Source organism: Stenotrophomonas maltophilia (genome assembly GCF_047497515.2).
Taxonomy (GTDB): domain Bacteria; phylum Pseudomonadota; class Gammaproteobacteria; order Xanthomonadales; family Xanthomonadaceae; genus Stenotrophomonas.
In genome coordinates this window covers 692,047-712,943 of the sequence record NZ_JAXAXL020000001.1, presented here as the reverse complement: position 1 = coordinate 712,943, position 20,897 = coordinate 692,047, and the positions used below count along the sequence as shown (strand labels likewise).

Here is a 20,897-nt window from a genome sequence, read left to right as displayed (position 1 = left end):
GGGACGGAGTCCGCTCCGTCCCGTTTCCGCACTGCAGTCCCCTCCAGCGAGCCTGCCATCATGCCCAACAGCCTTTCCTCCCATGTATCTTCAATTCCCTCCCAGGCGTGGATGCCCTGCCGCGATGCCAGCATCTGCGTGTTCTGGGACTGCATCCGATCCGGGACCTTCAGCATTGCGCTGCAAGTGCTCGACCGCTCCCTGATTCCCATGGGCGACAACGGGATCATCCTGCAGACGACGATCTCCAGCCCCACTCGGATACAGGTTCCGTTCTCGCTGCGGGATGAGCGGAGCAGTGCCACCGTGGTCAGCGGCAGGTTCGTGCTGCACCCCGATGACCGAGGCATCCTGCAACTGTGGCTGTCGGATGCGCGCTACCCGGGCGGCGCCACCCGCGAGGCGCAGATTTCGGGGCGGGCACCGTGAACGCGGCCCTGCCAACGACGGCATCCGCCGACACCGGGCGCTTCCACCATTGGAACGTCTGCATTGACTGGACACGCAGCGAGGATGTTCGCACCTGTCAGGTGGACGTCAGATGGCGGGAGCAGTTATTGGCCAGGAAGGTACTGGAACCGTTGGATACCGAGCTTGTGTTCCGTGCCCGTGGCGAGTACGACGTTCACAGCTTCATCGACGGCCGGGTGGATTTCGATCCGGAGACGGGGCGGCTGCTGCTGGTGCAACTGCGTTGTGCCGAGGGCAGCGTCAATGATGTGGAACTGGCGGGCACTCAGCCGGTTCCGCCCCCCACTCCACCGCGGCCCCCTGAGGGGAGTGTGCAGGAGGATGTGGAACTTCTGATCGAGCAGGTGGGCGACCTGTTCCCATACATCCATCTGCACAACTGGCCGGCGGCATCAGCCCAGGCGCTGTCGGACCGCTTCGTGTTCTACACCGGCGCAGCCTGCGGCGCGGACGACGCACGCCTGTACTGCCACCTGGCCGCGATCGACCGCAACGCCGCTGGCGCACGGCAGAAGATGCTCGACCAGGCGCTGGCCTTCGTACAGGACCAGACGCCCTACGTGGGCCAGCATGTGACCACGCCGGAGCAGCTTGGAACGGACGTCTTCGCGCTGCAGCGGTTCGCGCATGAAGCGCGTGACCTGGAATCCGTCTCCGTCGATGGATTGACCGCACTGGCGTGCCGGATCTGGGACCTGCCCTGGTCGGATATCGCCGGGATCCTCCATTCCGGCGCATTCGCCGACCGCCTTGATCGTGCATGGCAGAACGTGTTCGCGCTCAGCTGCCTTGCCGGTTACACGGTCGACACCCTGGAGGCACTGGCCACCTGCATCCGCTCGGCCGACCTGCTGCAGCGGCTTGCGCTTGTCGGCACAGACCTGGAAGGCGCGCCGTGGACGCCACAGCGACTGCGCGAGTGCCTGCATGCCACGCTGGTGCTGCCCGAACCGGTATTCCCGATGCCTGCCGCTGCCGACGGAGATGCCGCCACCGCATCACCGGTTACCCTGTTGCCCTACGCCATCGGTGAACTCTGTCAGGTCAAGCGCAGGCTGCTGGGCTATGCACTGGGCGCGATCAGCCATATCGAGAACGTGATGGCCGATGAGAAGAAGGTTCGCTCACGCCATGATCTGCTGACCACCGAGACGCAGCACAGCTCGCACGAACAGCAGGAGGATGTGCAGGAAGGGCACCAGGAAGGGCGCCGCCTGACCCTGGATTCCCAGGTCAGTGCCGCCGTGCGCGAGCATTTCCAGATCGACTACGTAACCCAGTATGGGCCCCCTACCGAAAGCAAGCAGACCGGTTCGTACACCGTTTCGCCGCTGGGGGATGCACCGGCGCGCGAGCAGCTCGACCAGGACCGGCAACTGGCCCGGCAGCTCACCCAGCGTGGGGCACAACGGCTTTCCAGCCAGTTGGCCGAGCAGCGACTGCTGCGTCGTCACCATGCACGACACAACGAGGTTTCCCAGTGTTTCAATCGCCGCGGCCGCGACACCAACCAACGCGGCATCTACCGCTGGCTGGATGCGCGTTACCAATGCTGGATCGAACGTATCGGCCGCCGCGTCATGCTGGAGTACTTCGTACCGCAGCCGGCTGCGCAGGTGATCGCCGCACATCGGCAGCAGCTGGGGACACAGTGGGCTGAACCCATTGCTCCCGCGCAGCTGGGCCTGTGTAGCGCGCAGGACGTGTCGCTGGAACCGGGCAGCGACTGCTACTACGTCACGCTCTGTGCCCGTTACGGCGTGGAACTGAAGCAGCCACCGCCCGCAGCCAGCGCCTATACCTGTGCGGCGGTTGAAGGAGGTGCGGCCTTGACCAGCCAGCGCATGCCCCTGCCCGAGGGCTATGCCGCCAGCACAGCCACCCTTTCACTGGTGGCGCTTCAGCCCGGCCAGCGGGTCGGAGGCTGCATCGGCGCGGCCGGTTTCCAGCTGGACGATGCAGTGCCCACGCTCACCGTCGCGTTGGAGCGGCAGACCCGCAGCCTGCCGGTATCGGTTGCTCCGCCAGCGGACAGTCTGCCACTGCAGCCCGGCTATGGGCTCAACATCGAAGTCCGCCTCGATTGCCTTCCCGACCATCTGCTGGCATGGAAGGCGGGCGTGTTTGCCCAGGTGCTGGCGGCCTATGAGCGCCGCCAATCGGAGTACCTGCAGTCGGCGGGCATCGGTCCCGGCGCCCGCGTGGATCCACAGTCGCAACAGCGCATCATCCGCCAGTCCCTGAAACGTGCCGGGCGGGCGAGCCTGCTGCGGCTGGCGGCGCGCACGTCCGGCGAGGGTGACGACATCGGGCGCCAGGCACCGGCACTCCAGCTCTGGCTGGATGCCGCGCTTGAATGGACGCAGATGAGCTACACCCTGATCGACCATCCCGAAGCGGCCCTCTCCCTGGATGGGCAGACGACGCCCTTCACCACGTTCCTGCAGGCCGGCTGTGCGCGGGTGCTGCTGCCGGTGGCCGCCGAGCATGAGCGGTCCGTGCTGTACTTCCTTGCCTCGGGCATGGTCTGGAATGGTCATGATCGGATGGCGCCGGTTTTTGAGAGCACACTGCTCGGCAGCCCGTCCGGACGGCCTTCCACCCAGCGCTATCTTGATCTGGTCGATGCCTTGAAGTCGGTGGATGCCGCGCCGATTCCGCCTGCCCCGCGCGAATCCTGGCCGTTGACCCTGCCTACCGACCTGAACGTGCTGCAGGATGGCGATGCGCTGCCCGGCTTCGAGGCAGCACCATGATCGTCGACGTTCCGATTGGTGGTGTGTGCCTGTACGTGGGTGATGTGGCCTGCATTGCATCGTCTTCCAACCCGGCCTGGCCATCCCCCTCGCAGGCCGGCGCGGTGCCTGCCAGCGAGGCCGCTGGACGCCCTGGTGCGCTGCTCGAAGCGATGGGCTGGATGGTCTGCGATGGCCGGGAACTGCCCTGCTGGAAATACACGGACCTGTATGCGGTGATTGGCACCCTGCATGGCGGAGACCCCACGCGTGGGGTCTTCCGCCTGCCTGATCTGCGTGGCCTGTTCGTGCGCGGCGTCGACAATGGTGCCGGTGCCGACCCGGATACGGCCCTGCGAACCCGTGCCGACGGCACGGGCCACGATGCCGGGGTGGGATCACTCCAGTTGGACGCGCTGCAGGTTCATCAGCACGGCTACGACGCGCCCGGCGGGAAAGCGCTGTCAGGCGACAAGGGAGCGGCGTGCGAGCCGCCCACGCCGAATACCCCCACCTCCGACCCGCTCTCTGCACGCACCAGCGTCAACGAAACCCGCGCACGCAACATGGCGGTGCACTACATCATCCGCGTGAGCCGAACGACGGGCCGGTTTCCGTAGGCGGCTCGGTGCCCGACCCTACTTCGGCTTCCGGATCAAAGGAGAACACCCGGATTTCGCTCATCTTCTGGCCGCTGACGTATCGCTCGATAAGCACGGTGATGATCAGCGACAGTTTCCAGCGCCCATCCGTTTCCACCACCTGCAAAGGTGCCAGCGAGGTCTGCACGGCCAGCTTCAGCTTGCGCTCGGGGCAACGATGGATCTCGGCCGGCGCCCACTGTCCGACCGGCATGGTCGCGCGTACCTTGGAGAACGGCGACGGTGCGCAGAAGACACCGCCAGAGGTGTGCGGCACCGTGTACAGCATGGCGTCGATGACATTGATGGTGACCAGTGCATCCTCACCGCCGTAGGCGGTGACCTGCACCGTGACCGCGTCGTCCTGGCGCAGGTGCACCGCCCCGGCGAAACGACCGACCGTGGCAAACAGATCACGGTTGCTCTTCAGCTCGGCCGCCCGCCACACCAGATCCGAACTGATCTGCTCGATATCAAAACTCACCCGGATGATCGCAGCATCCGCTTCCAAGTCATTCGCGCTCACTGAACTTCCTTTGTGATGATCTGGTGATAGCGCCGATCCCGGCGCAGAGCCAGAAGGTCCGGCTCGCTGGCGATCATATTCGGCGGATAGCCTTGCGTGAAAGCGCGCTGCAGATGATGCAGCGCCTGATCGCGATCACCTGCCAGCTCGGCCACGATTGCTGCGCGGAAGCGGATATCGGCGCTGTCGGCACCGCTGCGCAGCACTTCGGCCATGCGTTGCCGCGCCAGTGGCAGCTGTCCGGTGCGCGCTGCGTAGACCGCGCTGCGACTAGCCAGGGTGGCGCTGGTGGGGCTGCGCTGCAGAAGTTCCGTGGCCATCTGCAGCGCGCGCGCGTGGGCGGTGCGCGCCTCCTGTTCACGCCCGGGAACCCAACGCAACGCGTCGCCCAGGTTGGCCCACTTCAGGTAATCGTTGGGGCTGCCGCGGGTCTGCGAGATCGCCCGCTCGAACGCCGTGGCGGCTTCCACATAGTCGCCGCGCGCGAACAGCACCGTGCCCAGATTTCCGTACAGGCGCCCGCTGCTGCCATGGCGCAGCCCCTGCTGCAACACCTGCAGCGCCGCTTCACCACGCTCGGCGCGCAGCAGCACGCCGCTGAGGCTGACGTAGGCCTGCACGCCATCGGGCTTGAGTGCGATGCTCCGGCGCAATGCACGCTCGGCGCCCTGAAGATCGTTCTGCTGGTAGAGCAGCCCCCCCAGAGTGTCATGGAACCAGCGCTCGGTGGGATACCGGGCGATCGCTTCATCCAGCAGCGTGCGCGCTTCGGCAGCGCGGTTCCATCCCGCGTAGAGGCGAGCCAGGCCCAGCAGTGCGTATCGACCCGCAGGATCCAGAGCGAGCGCCCGCCGGTAGTGCTGCTCGGCTTCGGCCTTGTTGCCAAGGTACTCTTCCACCCAGCCACGCGCCGACTGCACCACGGCCAGCTGCGGCTCCCGCTGTTCGGCCAGCGCAGCGGATTGACGCGCGCGGTCCAGCCACACTTCATCGCGTTCGTCGCCGGCATAGCGCAGGCAGTAGACGATGGCCAGCACGGCCGCTGCGGAGGCATCACTGCCGTCGCGGGCAAGCGTGGCTTCCAGCAGGGTTGTGGCGTGGCCCAGCACGCCCGCCCTGTCGAAGTCGGTCAACAGGCGCTCCGCCGCCGCAACCGGATCATCGTGCCGTGCGTCCGTCGGCGGGGTGCGCGGTTCGGCAGCGGTATCCCGCGCACGATCGTGGCTGATGAACAAAGCCAGCGCCAGCAACGCCATGCGCGCGGTCGTGCGCCAACAGCGGCCCAGCGCCGAACCACTGTGACTGGCGGTGGCCTGCAGGTGCCGCAGCCGCTCATGCACCTGCAGCATGGTCGCAGGTCGATCCTGCGCGCGGTGGCGTGTCATGCGCTCGACCAGTTCGCGCAGGGCGGGCTGAAATCGGGCCGGCAACTGCAGTCCGCTGCGATCGCCATACAGGCGTTGGTGCAGCACCGGCCACGACGCGTCGTCCTCGCCGGAAGCTTGCCCCATCAAAGCCTCGAACAGCACCAGACCCAGTGAGTAGATATCGGCGGCTGCGCTTGCCCGCGCCCCCAGCAGGCGCTCGGGTGCCAGATAGCGCAGCGTTCCGCCGGCCCCTTTCTCTGCGACCGCCTGCACCGTCTGCAGCGGATCGAGGGTCTCGGCCGCGCCGAAATCGAGGATGCGCAGCCGGCCATACTCGCCCAGCATCAGATTGGAAGGCTTCAGATCACCGTGAGCCCAGCCTTGGCCATGCGCCTCGGCCAGCGCTTCGGTCGCCTGCGTGCCCAGCTCGATCACCCGTGACGGCGACAGACTCCCGTGCAGTTTCAGGAGTTCCGCGAGCGTACTGCCGTGCACACGTTCCATGACCAGCGCCAACTCTCCGCGCTGTTCTTCCAGCGCGTGGATGGCAACGAATGCGCGATGGCGCTGTGCGGCCAGATGCTGCGCCTCATTGCGCAGACCGGCGCTGCCTTGCGGGCCGGACACCGCAAACTTGATGGCCACATCGCGCGCGAGGCGCTCGTCCCAGGCCGAATGGACCCGACCGAAGCCCCCTTCACCCAACACCGCACCGATACGATAGTGTGAAAAATGCCGCGCCTGCGGCCCGTCCTGCGTCTCCATCAGCGCCCCCGTTCCCAGCCAGTGAAAAGCGCTGAGAATCAGTCATCGCTGGAGGACGTGCGAATCACTCCGTCACGAACACGTGCAATAGGCAGCAAATGGGTGGCGCCCCCCCCTGAATTGGATCGTGACACCACCTCCATTGCGTGGACGGGATCGCCCCCATTGCGATATTGCAGGCCACGCCATGGGAATGTGAGCCGCAGCTGCCGGCCCGCGCCGTTGTGCGGGCCGCGGTCCCGATGTGCGCATCAATCGCCCAGCACGAAGCGCTCGATCGCGCGCGCCACGCCTTCGTCGGCATTGCTGGTGGTCTCGAACCGCGCCACCGCCTTCACCGCATCGATGGCATTGCCCATCGCCACGCTGGTCCCGGCGTACTGCAGCATGGTCAGGTCGTTTTCCTGGTCGCCGATGGCCATCACGTTTGCGCGGTCGATGCCCAGGTGCTCGGCCAGCTTCTGCAGGCTCGGCCCCTTGCCGGCGCGGTGGTCGAACACTTCCAGGAAGAACGGTGCACTCTTCAGCACCGCGAAGCGTTCGGTCAGTTCGGCGGGCAGGCGCGCGATGGCAGCATCCAGCACCTCGGGCGCGTCGATCATCATCAGCTTGATGAAGGACATCGACGGGTCCATGTCGGCCACGCGGCGATACGACAGCGGCATCCGTGAAAGATGCGAGTCGGCCACGGTGTAGTAGCTGATGTCCTGGTTGGGCGTGTACATGCGCTGCGCATCCAGCGCCTGGAAATGCACGCCCAGTTCGCGGGCCACCTGTTCGCAGAACAGGAAGTCGTCGAAGCTGAGCGGGTACTCGACCACCGTTTCGCGGGTGCCGATGCGCTGCACCAGGCCACCGTTGCAGGCGATGCAGTAGTCGTTGTCACCGTTGATGCCCAGTTCGTGCAGGAACGGCGCCAGGCCGGGCACCGGACGACCGCTGGTCAGGACTATGTGCACGCCCAGCGCGCGCGCCTGCGCGATCGCCTGCTTGGCCCGCGCGGTGAGCGTGTGGGTGGGGTCCAGCAGGGTGCCATCCATGTCGATGGCGACCAGCTCGATGGTCGATTGCCTGCGGCCCATGTCCATCAGCGTCTTACCTTCATGCGGGCCGTCCATTTTACCCCCTCATGCCCGGTTCACCTCTTTGCCGGCGTTGGCCGGGATACTGCGGGAGCCTGTGCGTCCCCCACCGCAGGACGGCCCCCTGACCGCCCTTCCCTGGAGAACCTTGCGACGCATGACCTACCGTGCCCCCGAAACCAACGACAGCGCGCCCTTGGCCCAGCAGATCGAGCAGATGATCGACGAGCTGCCCGGCGAACAGGTCAGCGTCGGCACCCTGCTCAGCGCGCTGGGCGATGAGGGCCTGCTGCTGATCGTGATCCTGCTCTCGGCCATCTTCATCATCCCGGTCTCGATTCCGGGGCTGAGTACGGTGTTCGGTGCCTCGATCCTGCTGATCGGCCTGAGCCGGGTGCGCAACCGCCCGCTGTGGGTGCCACAGAAGCTGGCGCGCCGCGAGATCGCCACCGACAAGCTGAAGGCCAACCTGGGCCGTGCGCTGAAGTGGGTGCACCGCATGGAGCGGCTGTCGCGGCCGATGCGGCTGGCGGTGATGGTGCGCTCGAAGAAGATGATGCGCCTGAACAACCTGGCGCTGGTACTGGCCACCCTGCTGTTGATGGCGCCGGCCGGCCCGATTCCCTTCAGCAACACGCTGCCGGCCCTGGCCCTGATGTCCTTTGCGATTGGCTTCATCCAGCGCGATGGTGCCGCGGTGGCGGCCGGCTACGCCTTCGTCGTGGCCACGCTGGTGTACTTCGGCGTGCTGCTGGGCGGCGTGGGGTTTGCCGCAGAGTCGGTGTTCAGCGGGCTGCGCGGCAATACCACTTAACCCATGCTCTGCTGCGTGGCCGGGGAATAGGGCGAAGGCGAGGCCACTACCCGGCCAGCGCCAACGCCCCTGCTGCAGCCACGCAGACACGCTTTCGGGAGCGACAGGTCACATCTTGGGGGCGATACGCCTAGTGGGACCCGGCGGGTTGTCGATCCAGAGCTTGAGTTCGGCGAGGTTTGCGAACTCCTTGGTGTACAGGTTGCCGTCGACCACACAGGTCATCAGCAGTTCAACGTCGTTGGCATCGCCACTTCCACCTTTATCGTCGGTGCCACCCTCCAGTGACAGCAGCCATCGCACATAGGCTGTGAAGTCGCTATAGCTGACGCCAACTCTCTGAGCCACCAACTCCTCTGCAAACTTCTGGACCGTTTCGCACTGGATGGAGATAGAACTGCTGAAGCTGATATCAGCCTGATCCAGCTTGATGATCGCAGGTGTACAGACGTAGGCCCCATAGCTCCTCACGGGGAACTCGATACTGGACCCCTGTTTGAATCGCCAGCCAATCAGATGGCAGCGTGCATGGGTGTCAGACCACTCACCCAGGAGGCGGCACAGCTTCTTCCTACGTGGCTTGTCCCCTTCAGTCCGTACATCGGCCTCCTGATCCTTGAACTCGATCATCGAGAAACTGCGACCATCTGAAGCAAGCACGTCCGCGCCCATCCAAACATCCTGGTGATCGGTGGGCGCGATGTAGGAACTCTGCCCTGATCTCTCCAGCTCGCGATGCAGGTGCTGGATGAATGCGGTCACGTTAGACGCTTCATGATTCAACTTCATACGATGCTCCCTATCGACAGGGAGCATCGTAACGAAATGACCGGCGTCGGGTCATCCAGTGCCCGTCGGGGGCCTTCAGCGAGCCGACACCCGCCACACCACGTCGCCCACGTCGTCGGCCACCAGCAACGCGCCTTCGGCATCCATCGCCATGCCCACCGGTGCGCCCATCAGCGTCTTCTCGTCCTTGGATGTGAAGCCACTGACCACCGTCTGCGGCCGCCCGGTCGGCTTGCCGTCCTTGAACGGCACGTACACCACTTCATAGCCGCTCAGTGGTGAACGATCCCAGCTGCCGTGCTCGCCGATGAAGGCGCCGCCGTGGTACTGCGCCGGCAATGCCTGCCCGGTATAGAACAGCAATCCCAGCGGTGCCACGTGCGAGCCGATGGCGTAGTCGGGCACGATCGCCTTGGCCACCAGGTCCGGCCGCTGCGGCTGAACGCGCTCGTCCACATGCTGGCCGTAGTAGCTGTAGGGCCAGCCGTAGAAGCCATCTTCCTTCACCGAGGTCAGGTAATCCGGCACCAGGTCGGCGCCGATCTCGTCGCGCTCGTTGGCCACCGCCCACAGCTTGCCGGTGCTCGGCTCCCAGTCCAGGCCGGTCGGGTTGCGGATGCCCGAGGCATAGATGCGGCTGCCACGCGTTGCCACGTCCACTTCCAGCACCACCGCGCGACGGTACTCGACCGCCAGGCCGTTCTCGGTGATGTTGCTGTTGGAGCCCACGCCCACGTACAACTTGCTGCCATCGCGGCTGGCCAGCAGTTCCTTGGTCCAGTGGTGGTTGATGGTGCTGGGCAGGTCGGTGAACTCGCGGCCCTTGTCGGACATGCGGGTTTCGCCGGGTACGTAGTGGTACTGCATGATGTTGCCGGTGTTGGCCACGTACAGCGTGTCACCGATCAGCTGGATGCCGAACGGCGAGTGCAGGCCCTCGATGTAGACATGCTGGGTCCAGGTGTTCGTTCCCGGCGTGCGGCGCAGCAGGGTGACCCGGTTGCCGCCCTTGCCGGCCTTGCCCGAACGGGCCTTCACCTTGCCGGCGATCCACTGCTTGGGCGTAGTGACCGGCTCTTCGCCGGGGCCGTTGCCTTCCACCACCAGCACGTCGCCATTGGGCAGGGTCAGCAGGCGCCGCGGGTGCATCAGGTTGGCGGCGATGCGCTCGATCTTCAGGCCGTCGGCCACCGTCGGTGTCTGGCCGTCAGCCCAGCCGACGCCCTTGGGCACCTGCATCGGCGGCATCAGGAAGTTCTTCGGCGCCGGCAGCGGCGGCTTCGTGCCGGACTGGTCGGCGGGGTGGTACTCGGCCTTGCCTGCACAGGCCGACAGGGTCACCGCCAGCGCCAGGGCAGCCACGGTGGGCAGGATGTGCTTAGCCATGACGGCCTCCCTGCAGCACCGGCGGCTGCAATGACAGCAGGATCAGGCCCAGTGCGATCAGGGCCACGGTCAGCGCCGACAGGATCGTGCCCGGCACCGCAACGGCGTAGGCATCACGGCTGTGCACGAAGGCATTCCAGATCGCCAGCAGCACGGCCACCAGGTTGAGGAAAAAGTCGATGCGGTCGATGCGGGTGGCCGTGCCGTTGCGGCGCCAGACCGCGAACAGGTTGATCAGCCGCGGAAGGATGGCGATCAGCAGGCCGAAGGTGATCAGCCAGGCCGCGGCCTTGCCCCACATCACCTCGGCGCTGTTGAGGTAGATCGCGTCGAAGATCAGGGCGCCGACGAAGAAGCCGAAGGGTATCGGGTTCAACAGGCTGAACAACGTAGTGCCTAGGCCGCGATGGGCCTGGGCGAGGGGGTTGACCATCTGGGTGCTCCGGTACGGAAGGGTGCACGAGCCGTAGTAGCACAGGCGGATGTGAGGGCGCGCGATGACGCAGGTTACAACCAAGGTTGACATCTGCCGGATGCGGTCAGTAGATCCACGCCATGCGTGGATGCGGGTGCCAGCCAAGGTTGGCATCCCTCAGATGCGAGCCGACGCCGTCGTCATTACCCCACGGCATAAGTGTTTGTGACGCAATTGGCACATCCGCAGATTGCTGGTGTGAAGAGGTAGGGGGTTCTTCGTTGTGTCGCGTTTGGCTCGTTGCGATGGGGCAGTCCCGCCCCGCCGTCTGCCATGCCGATTCACAACAGAAGGATTCGTGTATGAAGCGACACACGCAACGCCCCACACCACCGCGCTCCGCGCGCCTGGCCCTCGCCACTGCCCTGGTGCTGGGCAGCCTGGTGGCCACCGCCCAGGCCCAGCAGGCCGATCCGTTGGCGGGGCGGCAGTGGCACCTGCTCAACACCGGGCAGGCAGTGCTGGGCGATACCCTGCCGGTGGCCGGCAATGATCTGAACGTGGATGGCCTGTTCCGCAATGGCATCCGCGGCCAGGGCGTCACCATCGCCATCGTCGATGATGGCCTGCAGATCGCCCACCCGGACCTGGCGGCCAACGTCGCGGCAGTGGCGGGCAAGAACTTCGCCAACGGCTCCAACAATCCCACCCCGTCCAATCCCGACGTCGACAACCACGGCACGATGGTCGGCGGCATCGCCGGTGCGGTGGGCGCCAACAATCTGGGCGTGCGCGGCGTAGCCTCGGCGGCCACCCTCAAGGGCTTCAACTTCCTGGCATCCAACGCGCAGGGCAATTCAACGTCCAATATCGAGTATTCCTGGTGGGACGGCGCCGAAGTGGCCGACGTGCAGGTGTTCAACAACAGCTGGGGCTCCATTCCCGGCAATCCGAACCTGCCGCCGGCCTACAGCCAGAACGAAATCGCTTCCTATGAGCAGGCGATGTCCGGCACCCGTGGCGGTCGCGGCGGTATCTATGTGAAAGCGGCCGGCAACAACCACGACAACGGCTACCGGCCGGACGGCAGCGATATCTGCTCGGCTGACACCAAGAACCGCAACACCGGTTGCGTTCCGGCCGGCCGTGACCCGCGCAACAACCTGTTCACCGTGATCACCGTGGGCGCGGTGCGTGCCGATGGTGTGCGCTCCTCGTACTCGTCCACCGGCTCGGCACTGTGGGTGTCCGGCTTCGGTGGCGAGAACGGCTGGCAGCGGCAGGTCGTGCCCGGGCAGCTGGCGATCCGCTACGATCCGGCCATCCTCACCACCGACGTCACCGGCTGCCTGCAGGGCAGCAACAAGAACGCCAGCCTGCGCAACACGCTGGACGGCGCGCAGTCCGCCATCGACAGCACCTGCAACTACACCGGCAAGATGAACGGTACCTCGGCTGCCACGCCGATGGTCTCGGGTGTCGCGGCGCTGGTGCTGGAAGCCAATCCGAACCTGTCCTACCGCGATGTGAAGTACATCCTGGCCACCACCGCCACCCGCAACGACCCGAACCGGGCAGCGGTGACGCTGGCTGACGGCCGCGTGCTGGTACCGGGCTGGACGGTGAACGCCGCCGGCCGCGCGTACAGCAACTGGTACGGCTTCGGCGTGGTCAACGCCGCACGCGCGGTGCAGGTGGCGGAGAACTTCCAGTCGCTGGGTGCGCTGGTCGACAGCGGCTGGCGTACCACCACGCGCACCGTGGCCATCGGCAACACGCCGGCAGCGGCCGCACGCCTGACCTTCCAGGTGGCCAACGGTGCACGCAACATCGAGAGCGTGCAGCTGGGCTTCCGGGTCAACCACAGCAACACCCGCCAGCTGCAGTTCGTGCTGGTCTCGCCCAGCGGCACGCGCAGCGTGGTGCAGCCGGCGTTCACCGCGATCGGTTCGGGCACCGGTGGCGTGCAGCGCAACTTCACCAACTGGGACCTGCTGTCCAGCAATGCCTTCCTGGATGAGAACGCCACGGGCACCTGGACGCTGGAAGTGACCGACCTGGGGCAGGCCGCGAATGCTGCATCGCGTGGCAACCTCGAATCCTTCAAGATCCGCGTTCTGGGGCACTGATGATGAAGAAGACCATTCTGTTGAGCACCCTCGCCCTTGCGGCGATGACCACCACCGCCTGGGCGCAGAGTTCCGGCCAGGCCCCTGCTACAAGGACCCTGTCGACTGTGGATGCACAGGCGTTGAAGGCGGCGGCTACCGGCCGTTCGTTCGATGTCGGCGGTTCGCGCTTCCAGCTGGCACCATCGGCGACCGTGCAGCCGGCCAGCGGCGGCCAGTTCCGGATCACCCCGGCCGCCGATGCCGGAGCAGCGGCCACCAGCACGCGCAGCAAGCGTTCCACCGATGCCGGCAGTGCCGGTGCGGCGGCACGCGTGGATGCCGGTGCCAGCAAGTTCGCTGCGGCTGTCTCCAGCGACGGCGCACCGGTGGTGGCGACCTCGCGGGTCAAGGTGTTTTTCACCGACGCGGCCTCGGCGCAGCGCGCGGCCACCGCCACCGGTGGCACCGTGGTGAAGGTGTCCAAGGCCGCGGGCCGGGCGATCGTCGAGTACCCCTCGGTGAACGCGGCGCTGGACGCGACCACCAAGCTGTTGTCGACCGCCGGCATCCGTGCAGCCGAGCCGGACGTGGTGCAGTGGGAAGAAACCAAGTAAGGCGTTGAGTGGTGCCCCCCGGCCGGTTGGCTCTCCTGGCCGGCCGGGGGATTCAGGGGTGTGCCGACCAACGGTCGGCACCCACCGGGGTAGAGGTGACGTCAGCGTGCGGCGAGCGTGCCGTTGTGGGTGAGGCTACAGCTGGCCAGCGGACCGTTGCCGGCGGCCGGGTGGCCGGGCTCCAGCAGCAGGCGCTGCACGTCGGAGAACAGCTTGTCCACCGGCATGCCATACGGGGCGAACAGGCGCAGCCGACCCTGGCGATCGAACACGTAGCCACCGGCGATGTGGCTCATGGTGTAGGTCTGCGGTATCTGGCCGGGTTCCTTTTCGTAGAACGCCTTGAAGTCGCTGGCCATCGCAGCCAGCTGCGCTTCGTTGCCGACCAGCGCCACCGCCTTCGGGTCGAAGGCTTCCACATAGGTGCGGGCGACCTCGGGCGTATCCCGGGCCGGATCGACGCTGACGAACACCACCTGTAGCTGGTCGGCGTCCTTGCCCATCAGGTGCTTGACCTGGCTCAACTCGACCATCGTGGTCGGGCACACGTCCGGGCAGCTGGTGAAGCCGAAGAACAGGTAGGTCACCTGACCCTGCAGATCCTTCGGGCCGCGCACGGTGCCGTGGCTGTCGGGCATCGACCAGTGCTGGCCGAGTTCTTCGCAGGCGATGTCCTTGGAATAGAAGTCCATGCGCGACTGCGCACTGCAGCCGGCCAGCAGGCCGATCAACAGGCCTGCGGCCAGCCGCAGGCCACGAGGGGGGAACGCAATGCCTTTCACGGTGCGCAGGCTCAGTTGATCATCATGTGGTAGTGCATGCTCCAGATGATCCAGACCGACAGTGCGACGACGATGAACAGGATCACCAGGGTGAACACGAAGCTGGCCAGGTTCCAGCCACCTTCGGACTTGCGGTCCATGTGCAGGAAATAGACCAGCTGCACCAGGATCTGCGCTACCGCGAAGCCGACCAGCAGGAACAGCGTGAGCGGCCGCGACAGCACCGGGTTCATCACCAGTGCGAACGGCACCACGGTCAGCAGCGCGCACAGCACGAAGCCGATCAGGTAGGACTTGGTGGAGCCGTGCGCATTGCCGGCGCGCGAGGTTTCGACGTGGGCCATGTCAGAAGGCTCCAATCAGGTAGACGAAGGTGAAGACGCAGATCCACACCAGGTCCAGGAAGTGCCAGAACAGGCTCAGGCACGAGACGCGGGTGATGTTGGTCGGGGTCAGGCCGCGGCGGTAGACCTGGTGCATCACCACCGCCATCCAGATCAGGCCACTGGCCACGTGCAGGCCGTGGGTGGCGACCAGCGCGAAGAACGCCGACAGGTAGGCACTGGTGCTCGGGCCCGCGCCCTCGTGGATCAGGTGCGAGAACTCGTAGATCTCCATGCCGATGAACGAGGCACCGAGCACGAAGGTCACGCCCAGCCAGCGCAGCACCGCCGAGGCATCGTGGCGATGCATCGCCAGCACCGCTTGCCCGTAGGTGATGCTGGAGACCAGCAGCAGGAAGGTTTCGGCCATCACGAACGGCAGCGAGAACAGGTCCTTGCCGGTGGGGCCGCCGGCGTAGGCGGTGCTGAGCACCGCGTACGAGGCGAACAGGGAACCGAACAGCACCAGGTCGGACATGAGGTAGACCCACATGCCGAACACCTTCATGCCGCCCTGCTCGTGGGCATGGTCGTGCGCGTGGTGGTCCTCGTGCACCTGCGTGTCGCTGGCCAGCTCCGGGCGGGTCAACAGGTTCATGCGCGTACCTCCTTCAGCTTGGCCAGGTTGGCCGCTTCGGTGCGGGCCACCTCTTCGGAACTGACGTAGTAGTCCACGTCCTCATCGTAGGAGCGCACGATCAGGGTCACGATCATGGCGATGAAGCTGGCGGCGGCCATCCACCAGATGTGCCAGACCAGGGCGAAGCACAACACCAGGATCCAGAGGTTGAGGATCAGCGGCACGCCGGTGTTCTTCGGCATGTGGATCGGCGCGTACTTCTTCGGCGGCGGCGGCAGGCCGCGCTTCTTCGCTTCATGGAAGGCGTCCAGCTCATCGGCCTTGGGCACCACGGCGAAGTTGTAGAACGGCGGCGGCGATGGCGTGGCCCATTCCAGCGTGCGTGCATTCCACGGGTCGCCGGTCAGGTCCAGGTTGCGCTTGCGGTCGCGCACGCTCACGTAGATCTGCACCAGCATCAGGATGATGCCGGCGAACACGAACAGCGCACCGATGAAGGCGGCAATCAGGTACGGCGTCCAGGCCGGGTTGTCGTACTGGTTCATGCGCCGGGTCATGCCCATGAAGCCGAGCATGTACAGCGGCATGAAGGCCAGGTAGAAGCCGATCACCCAGCAGGCGAAGGACCACTTGCCCAAGCGCTCGTTGAGCGTGAAGCCGAACACCTTCGGGAACCAGTAGGCAAAGCCGGCCAGGTAGCCGAACAGCGCGCCGCCGATGATGGTGTTGTGGAAGTGGGCGACCAGGAACAGGCTGTTGTGCAGCAGGAAGTCCGCGCCCGGAATGGCCAGCAGCACGCCGGTCATGCCGCCGATGGTGAAGGTGACCAGGAAGGCGATGGTCCACAGCATCGGTACGCTGAACTCGACGCGGCCGCCGTACATGGTGAACAGCCAGGTAAAGATCTTCACGCCGGTGGGAATGGCGATGATCATCGTCATGATGCCGAAGAAGGCATTGACGCTGGCACCAGAGCCCATGGTGAAGAAGTGGTGCAGCCAGACGATGAACGACAGGATGCCGATCGCCAGCGTGGCGCCGACCATCGACTTGTAGCCGAACAGCTTCTTGCGCGCGAACGTGGCGGTGACTTCAGAGAAGATGCCGAACGCCGGCAGCACCAGGATGTACACCTCCGGATGGCCCCAGGCCCACACCAGGTTCACGTACATCATCGGGTTGCCACCCAATGTGTTGGTATAGAAGTTGAAGTCGAGGTAGCGGTCCAGGGTGAGCGCACCCAGCGCCACGGTCAGGATCGGGAACGCGGCGATGATGATCACGCTGGTGACCAGCACGGTCCAGGTGAACACCGGCATCTTCATCAGGGTCATGCCCGGCGCACGCATGCGCAGGATGGTGATGAACAGGTTGACGCCGGTCAGCAGCGTGCCGACACCGGAGGCCTGCAATGCCCAGATGTAGTAATCGACACCCACCCCTGGACTGAACTCGATGCCCGACAGCGGCGGATAGGCCACCCAGCCGGTCATGGCGAACTCGCCAACACCCAGCGAGATCATCATCAGCGCGGCGCCGACCACGAAGATCCAGAAGCTGAAGGCGTTGAGGAACGGGAACGCCATGTCGCGCGCGCCGATCTGCAGCGGCACGATGATGTTCATCAGGCCGACCACGAACGGGGTGGCCACGAAGAAGATCATGATCACGCCGTGTGCGGTGAAGATCTGGTCGTAGTGTTCCGGTGGCAGGAAGCCGTCACTGCCCGGGCCGGCCGCGGCCAGCTGCGCGCGCATCATCAGTGCATCGGCGAAGCCGCGCACCAGCATGACCAGCGCCACCACCACGTACATGATGCCGATCTTCTTGTGGTCCACGGTGGTGAACCAGTCGCGCCACAGCGGGCCCCACAGCTTGAAGTACGTCACCGCACCGAGCAGCGCGAGGCCACCCAGCACCATGGCCGCCAATGTGACCACGACGATCGGCTCGTGCAGCGGCACGGCCTCCCACGTCAATTTACCCAACATGTTCGTTACTCCTGGGAAACCTGGGCACCACCGGCAGCGCCCGCCGGGGTGGCAGCGGCGGTGTTCTCACCCACGCCGATGAACTGGTCGATGACCTTCTTGAACAGCAGCGGCTCGACGCTGGAGAAGTGCTGTACCGGTGCGTTCTTCGACGGCGCGGCCAGCGCCTTGAACTGGTTGAAATCCATTGCCTGCGGCGCGCTGCGCACCTCGGCCACCCAGCGCTCGAAGTCTTCGTTGCTGCTGGCGGTGGCGATGAACTTCATGTTCGAGAAGCCATGCCCGCTGTAGTTGCCGGACATGCCACGGAACTGGCCGGGCTCGTTGGCGATCAGGTGCAGCTGCGTGCGCATGCCGGCCATCGCATAGATCTGCCCACCCAGCTGCGGGATGAAGAAGGTATTCATCGTCGAGTTGGAGGTGATGTTGAACGCCAGCGGGCGGTTGGCCGGGAAGTTGAGCTGGTTGACCGTGGCGATGCCCAGGTCCGGGTACACGAACACCCACTTCCAGTCGGTGGCGATCACATCCACGTGGAGCGGTTCACCGACCACGTCCAGCGGCTTGTAGGGGTCCAGTTCGTGGGTCGACTTCCAGACGATCACCGCCAACACCGCGATGATGACCAGCGGCACGCCCCAGACCACGATCTCCACCTTGGTGGAGTGCGACCAGTCCGGTGTGTATTTCGCCTGGGTGTTGCTGGCGCGGAAGCGCCACGCGAATACGAAGGTCAGCACGATGGCCGGTATCACCACGATCAGCATCAGGCCGATGCAGATCAGGATCAGGTCGCGCTGGGCGAGCCCGACCATGCCCTTCGAATCCAGCAGCACCCAGTCACAGCCCGACAGGCCGACGCAGGCCAGGGCGACCAGCGCCAGGCGGATGCGGTTCCAGCAGATATTCATTGGAGGTCAACCCTGTTGAAGAAGCGCGCTTGACCGGCTCGCCTGCGCGCAGCGCCCGGGCGTGGAGCGGCTACACTGTGGGTACGAGGTCACCTACAAAAAGGCGACCCACTCCAATCAAGCCCATACAAGATACATGATTGTATGGACTTGTGCATCTGCACGTATGGAAAAATCTGACCGATGACGCCTCCAGCCGCCGGCCGCCGCTTGAAACATCCCAACCGCACCTGGGTTCGCCCCTTCCGCGAGGGCGCCGGACCGCTGTACCTGCAGATTGCCCAGCAGGTGCGCGAGGCCGTGGACGACGGCGTGCTGCGCCCGGGCGACCGCCTGCCGCCGCAGCGCGACCTGGCTCAACAGGTGGGCGTGGACCTGACCACGGTCACCCGCGCCTTTGCCGAACTTCGCCAGGCCGGCCTGCTCGATGCGCAGGGCGCTGGCGGCACCTTCATTGCACTGTCGGCCGGCAACCGCAGCACCTCGGTCGACCTGAGCATGAACATCCCGCCGCTGCTGGGCAGCGCGCCGTTCGCACAGGGCATGGAGGCCGGCTTCCAGCACGTGGGCCAGCAGCTGGGCCAGGGCGAACTGATGAGTTACCACGTCGGCGCCGGCACCCGTGAGGACCGCGCCGCCGCCGTGCAGTGGCTGGCGCCGATGCTGGGTACCGTGGGGGCCGACCAGGTGGTGATCTGCCCCGGCGCGCAGACCGCACTGTGTGCACTGATCCTGGCCCGTACCCAACCGGGCGAGCTGATCGCCGCCGAACAGCTGACCTACCCCGGGCTGCTGGCCGCCGCGCGCGTGCTGCAGCGGGGCGTGGTGCCGGTGGCGATGGATGCCGAAGGCATGCTGCCGGAAGCGCTGGAAGAAGCGTGCCAGCTGCGCCGCCCGCGCCTGCTGTACCTGGTGCCGACCATCCAGAACCCGACCACAGCGACGATGTCGGCGCAGCGCCGACAGGCGCTGCTGGCGGTCGCCAAGCGCCACGATCTGAGCGTGATCGAAGACGATCCCTACTGGTTGCTGGCCGGTGACGCCGCACCGCCGCTGGCCGCGCACCCCGACGCCGGCTGCCCGGTCTATTACATCTCCACCCTGTCCAAGTGCCTGGCGCCGGGCCTGCGCACCGCCTATCTGGTGGTGCCGGCCGGCGAGCCGATGGAACCGGTGCTGGACGCGCTGCGCGCGATCGCGCTGATGCCGACCCAGTCGATGGTGGCCGTGGCCTCGCAATGGATCCGCAGCGGCCAGGCCCAGGACATGGTGCAGCGCTTCCAGCAGGAACTGCGCGAGCGCCAGGCGATTGCCTCACAGTACCTGCCGTCGCGTGCCCGGGCCCATCCGGCCGGCCTGCACGTCTGGCTACCGCTGCCGCCGCGGCTGGACCAGTACCGGTTGATCCAGGCCGCACAGGAACAGGGGCTCGGCATCGCCAGCTCCGATGCCTTCAGTGTGGAAGAGCCGCCTCCGGGCAACGCGATCCGCCTGTCGCTGGGCGGCGCGGTCGATCAGGACGCGCTGGCCGGGGCGCTGGCCAAGCTGAACGAGATCCTGTCCGAAGCCCCCGAGACCCGGCATAACGCCATCGTCTGAACCGGCCGCATGGCCCTTTATCCATACAAGATGATATTTTGTATGCAATGTATGGATAGAGGAACGTGCACCAATGCGCACGGAGAGAGTGAAGTTCCACCTGGTGATGGCCGGCTGTGGTGGCTTTGTGCTGCTGATGCTGGCCGCGCTGGCCTGGGTCTGCCTGCAGCCGCAGACCGTGGACGTACAGGCAGCCGAACGCCACGCCATCGAGCAGTGCGTGCAGCGCAGCGAGGATCCGTCGCGTAGCGAGATCCAGCGCCGCGCGCAGGCCGATTCCTGCCGCGAAATGCGCAAGCAGTACGTGCACAAGTTCGGCGGAGACGCGTCCTGATGGGCGCAGCCGCGCCGCGTCGCCGCTGGTTGCTGCCGACGATGATCGCCCTCGCCTGCCTGTTCATGGCCGGCGTCGCGGCGGCGCTGTGGCAGTACTTCGGCTACAGCGCGCAATCCACCTTTACCGAACAGGCCATCGTTTTCGACGACTCGCAGCTGCGCCTGCCGTCCGATCTGGCCGGTGACACCGGCCGCGTCCGCGTGGTGCATTTCTGGGACCCGGCCTGTGCGGTCTGCAACCGCGAAACCGGCGCACACCTGAGCTACCTGATCAGCATGTACCGCCGCGCCGGCATCGACTTCTATGCGATCCGCCGTCCCGGCACCCAGGGTGAACTGCCCGAGCCGCTGCGCAACAAGGTGATCAACCTGCCGACCATCGACGGCATCGAGCGCATTCCGGCCAGCCCTGCCGTGGCGATCTGGGACCGGCAGGGCCACCTCGCCTATGCCGGCCCGTACAGCATCGGCATGGTCTGCAACTCGGCCAACAGCTTCGTCGAACCGCTGCTGGACAAACTGGTGCGCGGCGAAACCGTACGCCCGAAAGGACTGCTTGCCGTGGGCTGCTACTGCCCCTGGCAGGCCAAGCGCTGAGG

Annotated in this window: 20 protein-coding genes; 9 read left to right on the top strand and 11 right to left on the bottom strand. The window is 65.8% G+C overall.

From position 1 onward, the window contains the following. Positions 1–60 precede the first annotated feature (60 nt). From ACMZPQ_RS03680 to ACMZPQ_RS03670, 3 genes are all read left to right on the top strand, one after another. Positions 61–429: a hypothetical protein gene (locus ACMZPQ_RS03680; RefSeq protein WP_197581509.1), complete on the top strand. Its 369-nt coding sequence runs from the start codon at positions 61–63 to the stop codon at positions 427–429. A gap of 152 nt (positions 430–581) precedes the next feature. Beyond that, positions 582–3,227 (top strand): hypothetical protein, encoded by a 2,646-nt coding sequence (locus ACMZPQ_RS03675; RefSeq protein ID WP_197581507.1) that lies wholly within the window; start codon positions 582–584, stop codon positions 3,225–3,227. Further along, positions 3,224–3,826, top strand: a complete 603-nt coding sequence (locus tag ACMZPQ_RS03670; RefSeq protein WP_197581505.1) for a tail fiber protein — start codon at positions 3,224–3,226, stop codon at positions 3,824–3,826. Before ACMZPQ_RS03675 ends, ACMZPQ_RS03670 begins: the two co-directional genes overlap by 4 nt. On the opposite strand, the gene ACMZPQ_RS03665 is transcribed toward ACMZPQ_RS03670, so the two are convergent. From ACMZPQ_RS03665 to yidA, 3 genes are all read right to left on the bottom strand, one after another. Beyond that, positions 3,789–4,373, bottom strand: a complete 585-nt coding sequence (locus ACMZPQ_RS03665) for a hypothetical protein (protein WP_197581503.1) — start codon at positions 4,371–4,373, stop codon at positions 3,789–3,791. The genes ACMZPQ_RS03670 and ACMZPQ_RS03665 overlap by 38 nt on opposite strands. Next, positions 4,370–6,505: a protein kinase domain-containing protein gene (locus ACMZPQ_RS03660; protein ID WP_197581501.1), complete on the bottom strand. Its 2,136-nt coding sequence runs from the start codon at positions 6,503–6,505 to the stop codon at positions 4,370–4,372. Before ACMZPQ_RS03660 ends, ACMZPQ_RS03665 begins: the two co-directional genes overlap by 4 nt. Positions 6,506–6,756: 251 nt before the next feature. Beyond that, positions 6,757–7,593, bottom strand: a complete 837-nt coding sequence (gene yidA, locus ACMZPQ_RS03655; RefSeq protein WP_197581519.1) for a sugar-phosphatase — start codon at positions 7,591–7,593, stop codon at positions 6,757–6,759. 151 nt (positions 7,594–7,744) lie between these two features. Here yidA and ACMZPQ_RS03650 point away from each other — a divergent pair, with 151 nt between their 5' ends. After that, the gene (locus ACMZPQ_RS03650; protein WP_197581499.1) at positions 7,745–8,401 is read left to right on the top strand and encodes an exopolysaccharide biosynthesis protein; all 657 of its coding nucleotides are present in this window, start codon (positions 7,745–7,747) and stop codon (positions 8,399–8,401) included. 108 nt (positions 8,402–8,509) lie between these two features. On the opposite strand, the gene ACMZPQ_RS03645 is transcribed toward ACMZPQ_RS03650, so the two are convergent. From ACMZPQ_RS03645 to ACMZPQ_RS03635, 3 genes are all read right to left on the bottom strand, one after another. After that, positions 8,510–9,163 carry a hypothetical protein gene (locus ACMZPQ_RS03645; protein ID WP_197581497.1) on the bottom strand — a complete coding sequence of 218 codons (654 nt, stop codon included), beginning with the start codon at positions 9,161–9,163 and terminating at the stop codon, positions 8,510–8,512. 102 nt (positions 9,164–9,265) lie between these two features. Then, the gene (locus tag ACMZPQ_RS03640) at positions 9,266–10,576 is read right to left on the bottom strand and encodes a PQQ-dependent sugar dehydrogenase (protein ID WP_197581495.1); all 1,311 of its coding nucleotides are present in this window, start codon (positions 10,574–10,576) and stop codon (positions 9,266–9,268) included. Then, positions 10,569–11,009 (bottom strand): DUF2231 domain-containing protein, encoded by a 441-nt coding sequence (locus tag ACMZPQ_RS03635; protein WP_197581494.1) that lies wholly within the window; start codon positions 11,007–11,009, stop codon positions 10,569–10,571. The genes ACMZPQ_RS03640 and ACMZPQ_RS03635 overlap by 8 nt, the downstream gene beginning before the upstream one ends. A gap of 344 nt (positions 11,010–11,353) precedes the next feature. Between ACMZPQ_RS03635 and ACMZPQ_RS03630 the strand changes: the two genes are divergently transcribed. Together ACMZPQ_RS03630 and ACMZPQ_RS03625 are read left to right on the top strand one after the other, a co-directional pair. Further along, positions 11,354–13,120 (top strand): S8 family serine peptidase, encoded by a 1,767-nt coding sequence (locus ACMZPQ_RS03630; protein ID WP_197581492.1) that lies wholly within the window; start codon positions 11,354–11,356, stop codon positions 13,118–13,120. Continuing rightward, positions 13,120–13,716: a S8 family serine peptidase gene (locus ACMZPQ_RS03625; protein ID WP_197581490.1), complete on the top strand. Its 597-nt coding sequence runs from the start codon at positions 13,120–13,122 to the stop codon at positions 13,714–13,716. Before ACMZPQ_RS03630 ends, ACMZPQ_RS03625 begins: the two co-directional genes overlap by 1 nt. 101 nt (positions 13,717–13,817) lie before the next feature. Here the strand turns inward: ACMZPQ_RS03625 and ACMZPQ_RS03620 are convergent, their stop codons facing one another. From ACMZPQ_RS03620 to cyoA, 5 genes are read right to left on the bottom strand one after another with little or no spacing between them, the layout of a single operon-like run. Continuing rightward, entirely contained in the window at positions 13,818–14,498 is a 681-nt protein-coding gene (locus ACMZPQ_RS03620) for an SCO family protein (RefSeq protein ID WP_197581488.1), read from the bottom strand. Between the two features lie 11 nt (positions 14,499–14,509). After that, positions 14,510–14,842, bottom strand: a complete 333-nt coding sequence (gene cyoD, locus ACMZPQ_RS03615; RefSeq protein WP_006399830.1) for a cytochrome o ubiquinol oxidase subunit IV — start codon at positions 14,840–14,842, stop codon at positions 14,510–14,512. Position 14,843: 1 nt separating this feature from the next. Continuing rightward, the gene (gene cyoC / locus ACMZPQ_RS03610; RefSeq protein ID WP_197581486.1) at positions 14,844–15,479 is read right to left on the bottom strand and encodes a cytochrome o ubiquinol oxidase subunit III; all 636 of its coding nucleotides are present in this window, start codon (positions 15,477–15,479) and stop codon (positions 14,844–14,846) included. Then, positions 15,476–17,452, bottom strand: a complete 1,977-nt coding sequence (cyoB, locus tag ACMZPQ_RS03605) for a cytochrome o ubiquinol oxidase subunit I (protein WP_197581484.1) — start codon at positions 17,450–17,452, stop codon at positions 15,476–15,478. The genes cyoC and cyoB overlap by 4 nt, the downstream gene beginning before the upstream one ends. Before the next feature lie 5 nt (positions 17,453–17,457). Then, a complete protein-coding gene (gene cyoA, locus ACMZPQ_RS03600) occupies positions 17,458–18,363 on the bottom strand; it encodes a ubiquinol oxidase subunit II (RefSeq protein ID WP_197581482.1) in 906 nt (301 codons plus the stop codon). A 183-nt stretch (positions 18,364–18,546) separates the two neighbouring features. On the opposite strand from cyoA, the gene ACMZPQ_RS03595 reads away from it, so the two are divergent. From ACMZPQ_RS03595 to ACMZPQ_RS03585, 3 genes are all read left to right on the top strand, one after another. Further along, positions 18,547–19,962 (top strand): aminotransferase class I/II-fold pyridoxal phosphate-dependent enzyme, encoded by a 1,416-nt coding sequence (locus ACMZPQ_RS03595; protein WP_197581480.1) that lies wholly within the window; start codon positions 18,547–18,549, stop codon positions 19,960–19,962. Positions 19,963–20,035: 73 nt separating this feature from the next. Continuing rightward, complete coding sequence (locus tag ACMZPQ_RS03590; RefSeq protein WP_197581478.1) at positions 20,036–20,296, top strand: hypothetical protein; 261 nt, start codon at positions 20,036–20,038, stop codon at positions 20,294–20,296. Beyond that, positions 20,296–20,895, top strand: coding sequence for a DUF6436 domain-containing protein (locus ACMZPQ_RS03585; RefSeq protein ID WP_197581476.1), 600 nt, complete (start codon positions 20,296–20,298; stop codon positions 20,893–20,895). The genes ACMZPQ_RS03590 and ACMZPQ_RS03585 overlap by 1 nt, the downstream gene beginning before the upstream one ends. The last annotated feature ends 2 nt before the right edge of the window (positions 20,896–20,897 follow it).

Bases quoted from the DNA above. Each gene is read 5' to 3' on its own strand.
- ACMZPQ_RS03650 (WP_197581499.1), top strand. From the start codon at position 7,745: ATGACCTACCGTGCCCCCGAAACCAACGACAGCGCGCCCTTGGCCCAG.
- ACMZPQ_RS03625 (WP_197581490.1), top strand. From the start codon at position 13,120: ATGATGAAGAAGACCATTCTGTTGAGCACCCTCGCCCTTGCGGCGATG.
- ACMZPQ_RS03590 (WP_197581478.1), top strand. From the start codon at position 20,036: ATGCGCACGGAGAGAGTGAAGTTCCACCTGGTGATGGCCGGCTGTGGT.
- ACMZPQ_RS03670 (WP_197581505.1), top strand. From the start codon at position 3,224: ATGATCGTCGACGTTCCGATTGGTGGTGTGTGCCTGTACGTGGGTGAT.
- yidA (WP_197581519.1), bottom strand. From the start codon at position 7,593: ATGGACATGGGCCGCAGGCAATCGACCATCGAGCTGGTCGCCATCGAC.
- ACMZPQ_RS03635 (WP_197581494.1), bottom strand. From the start codon at position 11,009: ATGGTCAACCCCCTCGCCCAGGCCCATCGCGGCCTAGGCACTACGTTG.
- ACMZPQ_RS03660 (WP_197581501.1), bottom strand. From the start codon at position 6,505: ATGGAGACGCAGGACGGGCCGCAGGCGCGGCATTTTTCACACTATCGT.
- ACMZPQ_RS03585 (WP_197581476.1), top strand. From the start codon at position 20,296: ATGGGCGCAGCCGCGCCGCGTCGCCGCTGGTTGCTGCCGACGATGATC.
- cyoA (WP_197581482.1), bottom strand. From the start codon at position 18,363: ATGAATATCTGCTGGAACCGCATCCGCCTGGCGCTGGTCGCCCTGGCC.
- cyoD (WP_006399830.1), bottom strand. From the start codon at position 14,842: ATGGCCCACGTCGAAACCTCGCGCGCCGGCAATGCGCACGGCTCCACC.
- ACMZPQ_RS03630 (WP_197581492.1), top strand. From the start codon at position 11,354: ATGAAGCGACACACGCAACGCCCCACACCACCGCGCTCCGCGCGCCTG.
- ACMZPQ_RS03640 (WP_197581495.1), bottom strand. From the start codon at position 10,576: ATGGCTAAGCACATCCTGCCCACCGTGGCTGCCCTGGCGCTGGCGGTG.
- cyoB (WP_197581484.1), bottom strand. From the start codon at position 17,452: ATGTTGGGTAAATTGACGTGGGAGGCCGTGCCGCTGCACGAGCCGATC.
- ACMZPQ_RS03680 (WP_197581509.1), top strand. From the start codon at position 61: ATGCCCAACAGCCTTTCCTCCCATGTATCTTCAATTCCCTCCCAGGCG.
- cyoC (WP_197581486.1), bottom strand. From the start codon at position 15,479: ATGAACCTGTTGACCCGCCCGGAGCTGGCCAGCGACACGCAGGTGCAC.
- ACMZPQ_RS03595 (WP_197581480.1), top strand. From the start codon at position 18,547: ATGACGCCTCCAGCCGCCGGCCGCCGCTTGAAACATCCCAACCGCACC.